The sequence below is a fragment of the Nonomuraea insulae genome (genome assembly GCF_042656245.1).
The window spans coordinates 12,466-20,537 of sequence record NZ_JBHSPA010000100.1; the positions used below are offsets into that span (position 1 = coordinate 12,466).

Here is an 8,072-nt window from a genome sequence, read left to right on the forward strand (position 1 = left end):
ACCGGATCGGCCACCGGCGCCGCCGACAGCAGCGCCTGCGTGTACGGGTGCGCGGGCCGGTCGTAGATCTCCGTGTCCTTGCCCAGCTCCACGAACTTGCCCAGATACATCACCCCGACCCGGTCGGAGATGTGGCGCACCACCGATAGGTCGTGGGCGATGAAGATGTAGGCCAGGTTGAACTCGTTCTGCAGCCGCTCCAGCAGGTTGATGACCTGCGCCTGGATCGACACGTCGAGCGCGGAGACCGGCTCGTCGCAGACGATGATCTCCGGCTGCAGCGCCAACCCCCTGGCGATGCCGATGCGCTGCCGCTGCCCGCCCGAGAACTGGTGCGGGTAGCGGTTGATGTGGTCGGGGTTGAGCCCGACCACATCCAGCAGCTCCTGCACCTTCTTGCGCCGGTCGCCCCTGGGGGCGACCTCCGTGTGGATCTCGTACGGCTCGCCGATGATGTCGCCGACGGTCATCCGGGGGTTCAGCGAGGTGTACGGGTCCTGCATCACCATCTGGATGTTGCGGCGCATGCGCTTGAGCTCGCCGCCCCTGGCCTTGGCGATGTCCCGGCCGGCGACCTTGACCGAGCCCGACGTGGGCCGCTCCAGCGCCATCAGCACCTTGGCCAGCGTGGACTTGCCGCAGCCCGACTCGCCCACGATGCCCAGCGTCTCGCCCCTGTTGAGGTCGAACGAGACGCCGTCCACGGCCTTGATCGCGCCGATCTGCCGCTTGAGGACGATGCCCTGGGTCAGCGGGAAGTGCTTGACCAGGTCGCGCACCTCCAGGATGCGCTCACTGTCGTTCGCCATCGAGGACCTCCCTCCAGTAGTGGCACGCGCTGCTGCGGACGCCGCTGATCTCGTTGAGCGGAGGAGCGTCGGTCACGCAGTTGTCCTGCCGGTAGGGGCACCGGGGATGGAACGCGCACCCCGACGGCAGGTTCAGCAGGTTGGGTGGCAGGCCCTTGATCGCGTACAGGTCCTGGCCCTTCTGGTCGACCCGGGGGATCGAGTCCAGCAGACCCTTCGTGTACGGATGCGCGGGGGTCTTGTAGATGTCGTACACGGGGGCGTTCTCCACGATGCGCCCCGCGTACATGACCGCGATCTTGTCGGCCACGTCGGCCACGACCCCGAGGTCGTGGGTGATCAGGATCAGGCCCATCTGGCTCTCGCGTTGCAGCTCGGCCAGCAGTTCCATGATCTGAGCCTGGACGGTCACGTCCAGCGCCGTGGTCGGCTCGTCCGCGATCAGCACCTCGGGGTCCAGCGCGATCGACATGGCGATCATGATGCGCTGGCGCATGCCCCCGGAGAACTGGTGCGGATAGTCGTGCACGCGCTGCCTGGCGGCCGGGATGCGGACGCGGTCCATCAGTTCGACGGCCTTCTTCATGCCGTCGGACTTGGACGCGCCCCTGTGCACCCGGAACATCTCACTGATCTGCCAGCCCACGGTGAACACCGGGTTCAGCGAGGAGAGGGCGTCCTGGAAGATCATCGCGATCCGCTGGCCGCGGACCTGCGTACGAGCCTCCTCGGACAGCTTGAGCAGATCGGTTCCCTTGAAGCGGACCTCCCCCTTGGGGATGACCGCGGGTGGCATGTCCAGGATGCCCATGATGGCCTGGGCCGTCACGGACTTCCCCGAGCCCGACTCGCCCAGCACCGCGAGTGTCTCGCCGGCGCCGACCGTGTAGCTCACACCGTTGACCGCTTTGACGAGACCCGCGCGGGTCGCGAACTCCACGTGCAGGTTGTCCACCGCCAGCAGCGGTTCGTCGCCGTGCCCTCCCTCGGCCGGCAACACATCCGGTGACGTCTTACTCACGTGTCCCCCCTCCTACCTGAGCTTCGGGTCTAGCGCGTCGCGCACGGCGTCACCCATCATGATGAACGCCAGCACGGTGACGCACAGGAACACGGCGGGGAACACCAGCGGCAGCGGCGCCTCCAGGAACCTGTTGCGCGCGTCAGCGATCATCAGGCCCCATGAGATGTCCGGCGACTGCACGCCGACGCCCAGGAACGACAGCGCGGCCTCGGCCGCGATGTAGCCGCCCAGGTTGATCGTGGCCACGACGATGACCGGGGCCAGCGAGTTGGGGAGCAGGTGGCGGAACATGATCCGGCTCGAGCCCGCGCCCAGTGCCTTGGCCGCGACCACGAAGTCCTGGTTCTTCGCCGTGATCACCGCGGCCCGCATGATGCGGAACACCATCGGCCAGCCGAGCACCGCCAGCGCGAGGATCACCAGCATGATGCTGTTGGCCCGGCCGCGGAACGTCGCCGCGATGAGCAGCGCGCCGAGGATCGGGGGGATGGCGAAGAAGATCTCCGTCACGCGCGAGGAGACCGTGTCCACCACGCCGCTGCGGAAGCCGGCGATGATGCCGAGCAGACCGCCGACGAGCGAGGTGATCACCGTGGTCAGCACGCCTATCACGATGGAGTTGCGGGCTCCGTAGATCGTCCTGGCGTAGACGTCGCAGCCCAGGTTGTCACGGCCGAACAGATGGCCGGCGCTCGGGGTCTGCCTCGCCGTGGCCAGGTCGCACGTCCTGGCGTTGAACGGGTCGATCGAACTGAACAACGACGGCCAGAAGGACATGAGCAGCAGGACCAGGACGATGACCAGCGACAGGATGAACATCGGCCGGCGCCTGAGGTCATACCAGGCGTCGGACCACAGGCTCGCCGGCTTGTCGCCCTTGGCCTGCTTGCCCTGGCGTTGCGGCGCCGGGGCGAGCACCGTGTCCGAGACCATGGTCCCCGTCTCCGGGAGTCCCGGCCCGACCGGCGGGATTGGGTTACTCATAGCGGATCCTCGGGTCGAGCACGGCGTACAACAAGTCGACGACCAGGTTGGCCAGGATATAGATCAGCACCAGGACGGTGACGATACCGACGACAACTGGTTGTTCTCGCAGGTAGACCGATGTGAACAGCTGATTGCCGATCCCCTGGAGATTGAAGATCGTCTCCGTGATCACCGCGCCGCCCATCAGGTTGCCGAGGTCGGCGCCCAGGTAGGTGATCAGCGGGATCAGCGCGTTGCGCAACCCGTGCCTGCCGACGACCCTGCGTCTGGACAGGCCCTTGGCCGTGGCCGTGCGGATGTAGTCCGCTCTCAGCGTCTCGGCCAGGCTGGTTCTGGTGAGCCTCGTCAGATAGGCGATCGAGGTTCCCGCCAGTACGAAGCCGGGCAAAAGGTAACTTCGGAAGCCCGCGAACGTGCCCGCGACGGGGAAGATGTCCGCCCCTGTCCATTCCTTGAGCTTCACGCCCAGGAGGAGCTGCAACACGAAACCGGTCACCAGCGTGGGGACCGAGATCAGCAGCAGCGTCGAGGCGAGGATCATGGTGTCGATGGCCCTGCCGCGGCGCAGCGCCGCCCACAGACCCAGGCCGACGCCGATGACGGCCTCCATGACCAGCGCGGTCAGGGCGAGGTTCAGGGTGATCTGAAACTTGCCCGCCATGATCTCCGAGACCGGGATGTCGGCGAAGTTCACCCCGAAGTCGCCCCGGAAGAGAACGCCGCTGATGTAGTACCAGTACTGCAGCAGCAGCGGATCGTTGAGGTGGTACTGCTCGCGCAGGATCTCGGCGATGGCGGGATCCGGACGCTTGTCCCCGAACAATGCCGCGATGGGGTCCCCGGGCAGAGCGAAGACGATGCAGAAGATGAGTAGCGTGGCGCCGAGCAGGACGGGTATCGCCTGGATCAGACGCCTAATGACATATCGGCCCATTCAAGCCCTCCAGTACGCACTTGGAGGCAGCCCTCGGAGTCCGTGGTTCACCCGGCCCGACCGGCTGCCTCCAAGCTCAGCCCTTCGACGGGTGGGCGGCAAGGGCCGCCCACCAGCGAATGACGTCTAGGCCTTCTCGACGTCGGCCCAGTTAACCTGGTTGAGCAGGTTGAGCTTGACGTTCTTGACCTTCGTGGAGTGCCCGAAATTGCTCCGGTAGAAGTAAACCGGGATGTACGGGAGATCCTTGAGGAGGATGTCGTCCGCCTGCTGGTAGAACTTCAGGCCCTCGGCGGCGTCCGAGGCCTGGTCGCCCTTGGCCACCAGGTCGTCGAACGCCTTGTTGGAGTAACCACCGTAGTTCGAACCGGTGCCGATGGAGCCGGTGCCGAAGATCGGGGTCAGGTAGTTCTCGGCCGACGGGTAGTCGATGGACCAGCCCATACGGAACAGGCCCTTGTACTCCTTGGCGTCCAGGGCGTCCAGGATGCCCTGGAACTTCTCGAACGGCTTCGGCGTGACCTCGATGCCCAGGTTGGCGCGCAGGCCGTTGGCGACGGCCTCGATCCACTCCTTGTGGCCGCCGTCGGCGTTGTAGCCGAGCTCGATGGTCTTGGGGCCGCCCGCGGACTCGTACAGCTTCTTCGCCTCAGCCGGGTTGTACGTGCACGCCTCGCAGGCGCCCTGGCGGTAGCCGGGAATGGCCGGGTTGATGAAGTCGTCGGCGGGGGAACGGGTGCCGGAGAAGACCGTGTCCGCGATCGTCTTCCGGTCGATGGCCATGGAGATGGCCTTGCGGACGTCGACGTTCTCGAAGTCCTTGTTGTACTTCAGCGGCACGCCGATGTAGCCGACAGCGGCGTCGGGCTCATCGAAGTAGCGGTCGCCGAGCACGGACTTGGCCGTCGAGATGGCGGTGGCGGGCAGGGAGTCGTGAATGTCCAGGTTCTCGGCCTGCAGGTCGTTCCACGCGGTCTCGGAGCTGGTGTAGACCTTGAACTGGAGCTTCGTCCAGCCCGTGGGCTTCTTGCCCGGGAACCCGTCGAAGACCGACATCTCGATGGTCGGGTCGGTGCCCTTCTTGTAAGGCTTGTCGAGCTTGAACAGGCCCTGGCCGATCGGCTGCTCGCCGTAGGCCTGGGTCACCTTGCCGTCGGCGCCGAGCGCGGCCTTGGGCATCGGGTAGAAGGCGGTGTAGCCCAGCACTGTCTTGAACTGTGAGAACGGCGCGGTCAGCGTGACCTCGAGAGTGCTGTCGTCGACGACCTTGAGACCCTTCATCTCCTTGGCCGTCGGCGTCTTGCCCTCACCGGGGTGCACGTCGGCGTAACCGTCGACGCGGCCGAAGAAGTAGGACGAGCTCATGGCGTTGTCCTGGAGGGCGGCGTAGTTCCACGCGCGGGAGTAGTCCGCAGCGGTCACGGCCGTGCCATCGTGCCACTTGTAACCGGACTTGAGCTTGATCGTCCAGACCTTGCTGTCCGTCGTGGTGATGGACTCGGCGGCCTCCTCGACCGGCTGCTTGTTCTCGTCGTAGCGCACCAGCGGCGAGAAGACCGCGGCGAGGACTTCGGAGCCTTCGGTCTCGGACGTGTTCTGTGGGTTCAGGAGCTCCTGGGGCTCTCCGACCTCCATGCGGACCGGCGTTTCCGCGCTGCCGGCGGCAGGACCGCCGCTTTCCGAGGCACCGCCGCCACACGCGGCAACCGCGAGGGCGAGCAGCGCGGTACCGGCGACGATCTGTGCGCCCTTAGTAACACGCATGGTGAAAGAATTCCTCCCTCTACAGTGGGCGCCAAGCGCTGAGCTGCGGTGATCGTGAGCAGCCTGACGGGGGGTTCCTGGTATCCCCCCGGATTTGGCTGACATGGTCAAACCAGCCGACGCCCTGCCAGTCGATCGCGACTATCCCTTATCACTTGCCACCAGCGAGTCTCTGGCGCGTTGCAGTTCGGTCACACGTGCGTCTATCCAGCGTCACAGACATTTAGCCCTATGAGGTCGAAACCGTACAAACCATCCTCAATGGGTAGGGCCAGGACGTGAACAGGCGATGAAAATTACCCCCTACATGAGAGTGGACGCGCCCTTGCCAGCACGCCCCGGCCGGCTGGGCTACGGTTGAGCAGGTCTTGACGACACCTTGGAACCCGTCGTTCGAAGACTCCGTCCAACTGACTGTCGCCGACCCGTGCGACAGGCGCCTCACCGACCGGGATCCAATAGAGTCCATGCCATGAGCCAGCCGGAATCCGCTGTCGCGGACGCCCAGGCGGGCGGCCGGAGCGGGCAGGAGCCGCTGGCCAAGCTCGCCAAGAGATACGGACTTCGTCGTGCCATCGCACGGCCGAGGTTCCCTGTCTACCTGCGCCAGCTGTGGCAGCGTCGTCACTTCATCCTGACGTACGCGACCTCGCGCAACACCTCGAAATACTCCAGCTCGGCGCTCGGTCAGCTCTGGCAGGTGCTGACTCCGCTGCTCAACGCCGCCATCTACTACGTGATGTTCGGCCTCATCCTGGGCGGCAAGGGCAACATCGAGAACTACCCCGCCTTCCTGCTGACGGGGATGTTCGTCTTCACCTTCACGCAGCGGACCGTCACCGCGGGCGCCAAGTCGATCTCGGGCAACCTGTCGATGATCCGGGCCCTGCACTTCCCCCGCGCCTCACTGCCGCTGGCCTACACGATCCAGGAGCTGCAGCAGCTCGCCATCTCCATGGGCGTGCTCTTCGTGATCGTGATCGCCACCGGCGAATGGCCCACCTGGTTCTGGCTCATGCTCCCGGTGGTGCTGTCTCTCCAGACGATGTTCAACATCGGTGCCGGCCTGGTGGTCGCCAGGCTCGGGGCCACGATGCGCGATCTCAACCAGTTGCTGCCGTTCATCACCCGCACCTGGCTCTACGCCTCCGGCGTCTTCTTCTCGATCCAGGAGAAGGTGGTGACCTCCGCCGAGCTGCCTCAGTGGGTGGCCAACGTGATGTACCTCAACCCGGCGGCCTCGTTCATCGAGTGGATGCGCGAGATCCTCATCACGTCCCACAACCCGCAGTACGGCCACCACCCGCCACCAATGGTGTGGATGTCTTGCGTATTCTGGGCGGTGTTCGCTCTCGGCTTCGGCTTCTGGTACTTCTGGCGGTCCGAGGAGAGGTACGGGCGTGGCTGAACTGACCAAGGAGCTGTCACAGGTGAAGGGCGACAAGCCCGCCGACCCCGGCAAGGATGTGAGAGTGCATCCCAACCCGGAGCCTCCGGGCAAGCGGCCCCTCGACGTCCCCACGGGCACTCCCACCGTCATCGTCGACGATCTCCACATCGTCTACCGCGTCTACGGGGCGGCCTCCGACAGCGAGAAGGGCAATGCGGTCAACGCCCTCACGCGTCTCCTGAAGCGTCAGGGGCGGCCGCAGATGAAAGAGGTCCACGCGGTCAAGGGCGTGACCTTCGTGGCCTATCACGGCGACGCCATCGGCATCGTGGGCCGCAACGGCTCCGGCAAGTCGACGCTCCTGCGCGCCATCGCGGGCCTGCTGCCCCCGCACGAGGGCGCCGTCTACACCGACGGCCAGCCCTCGCTGCTCGGCGTCAACGCGGCGCTCATGCGCGAACTGACCGGCGAGCGCAACATCGTCCTCGGCTGCTACGCCATGGGCATGACGCCCAACGAGGTCAAAGAGAAATACCAGGAGATCGTCGACTTCTCCGGCATCGACGAGTTCGTCCAGCTCCCCATGTCCACCTATTCCTCCGGCATGGGCGCCCGCCTCCGCTTCGCCATCTCCTCCGCCAAGACCCACGACGTCCTGCTCATCGACGAGGCCCTGGCGACCGGCGACCGCGAGTTCCGCAAGAAGAGCGAGGAGCGCATCCGCCAGATCCGCGAGTCCGCGGGCACCGTGTTCCTCGTCGCCCATGACCTGCGGGTGATCGAGGAGACGTGCAACCGGGTGATCTGGCTCCACAAGGGCAAGATCAAGATGGACGGCGACCCGAAGGAAGTAATCTCCGCCTACAACAAGGGCTGATTCAGCCTCTGATCGGCGCTTCCTGAGCAGGTTTGTGCCGCCCGGCTGATGATCTTCCATCAAACGACCTCCAGCCCCAAACGCACAACCATCCTTTACGCGCCGCCGTGGCCTGCCACCCACCGCACTCCGGCCGGCGGCCCTCCAGGAAACGGCCTCTGACAGTGATGATGGAGGGGAGCTTCTCCCGGCAGGGTTTGACCCAGCCTCTGACCGACCTCGGGTCTTTGAAGGGATTTGTCGGCCCTGTCGGGAGTCGCTCGTGCACGCACCGGACGCGGCCGTTG

General features: G+C 65.5%; 7 protein-coding genes. 2 read left to right on the forward strand and 5 right to left on the reverse strand.

Annotated features, from left to right (window positions below; genetic code table 11):
* The 5 genes from ACFPZ3_RS59630 to ACFPZ3_RS59650 form a co-directional block, all read right to left on the reverse strand.
* The coding region (locus ACFPZ3_RS59630) for an ABC transporter ATP-binding protein (protein WP_379523343.1) at nucleotides 1-809 on the reverse strand (809 nt) is incomplete at its 3' end.
* The gene (locus ACFPZ3_RS59635; RefSeq protein ID WP_379523344.1) at nucleotides 793-1,830 is read right to left on the reverse strand and encodes an ABC transporter ATP-binding protein; all 1,038 of its coding nucleotides are present in this window, start codon (nucleotides 1,828-1,830) and stop codon (nucleotides 793-795) included. The genes ACFPZ3_RS59635 and ACFPZ3_RS59630, both read right to left, overlap by 17 nt.
* 12 nt (nucleotides 1,831-1,842) lie before the next feature.
* Nucleotides 1,843-2,817, reverse strand: coding sequence for an ABC transporter permease (locus ACFPZ3_RS59640; protein WP_379523345.1), 975 nt, complete (start codon nucleotides 2,815-2,817; stop codon nucleotides 1,843-1,845).
* Nucleotides 2,810-3,754, reverse strand: coding sequence for an ABC transporter permease (locus ACFPZ3_RS59645; RefSeq protein WP_379523346.1), 945 nt, complete (start codon nucleotides 3,752-3,754; stop codon nucleotides 2,810-2,812). Before ACFPZ3_RS59645 ends, ACFPZ3_RS59640 begins: the two co-directional genes overlap by 8 nt.
* Nucleotides 3,755-3,880: 126 nt before the next feature.
* The gene (locus ACFPZ3_RS59650) at nucleotides 3,881-5,518 is read right to left on the reverse strand and encodes a peptide ABC transporter substrate-binding protein (RefSeq protein ID WP_379523347.1); all 1,638 of its coding nucleotides are present in this window, start codon (nucleotides 5,516-5,518) and stop codon (nucleotides 3,881-3,883) included.
* A 472-nt stretch (nucleotides 5,519-5,990) separates the two neighbouring features.
* Between ACFPZ3_RS59650 and ACFPZ3_RS59655 the strand changes: the two genes are divergently transcribed.
* Together ACFPZ3_RS59655 and ACFPZ3_RS59660 are read left to right on the forward strand one after the other, a co-directional pair.
* Complete coding sequence (locus tag ACFPZ3_RS59655) at nucleotides 5,991-6,926, forward strand: ABC transporter permease (protein WP_379523348.1); 936 nt, start codon at nucleotides 5,991-5,993, stop codon at nucleotides 6,924-6,926.
* Nucleotides 6,919-7,785: an ABC transporter ATP-binding protein gene (locus ACFPZ3_RS59660; protein WP_379523349.1), complete on the forward strand. Its 867-nt coding sequence runs from the start codon at nucleotides 6,919-6,921 to the stop codon at nucleotides 7,783-7,785. The genes ACFPZ3_RS59655 and ACFPZ3_RS59660 overlap by 8 nt, the downstream gene beginning before the upstream one ends.
* Nucleotides 7,786-8,072: the final 287 nt, after the last annotated feature.

Coding starts and splice junctions, on each gene's coding strand:
- ACFPZ3_RS59640 (WP_379523345.1), bottom strand. CDS start 2,817: ATGAGTAACCCAATCCCGCCGGTCGGGCCGGGACTCCCGGAGACGGGG.
- ACFPZ3_RS59645 (WP_379523346.1), bottom strand. CDS start 3,754: ATGGGCCGATATGTCATTAGGCGTCTGATCCAGGCGATACCCGTCCTG.
- ACFPZ3_RS59650 (WP_379523347.1), bottom strand. CDS start 5,518: ATGCGTGTTACTAAGGGCGCACAGATCGTCGCCGGTACCGCGCTGCTC.
- ACFPZ3_RS59655 (WP_379523348.1), top strand. CDS start 5,991: ATGAGCCAGCCGGAATCCGCTGTCGCGGACGCCCAGGCGGGCGGCCGG.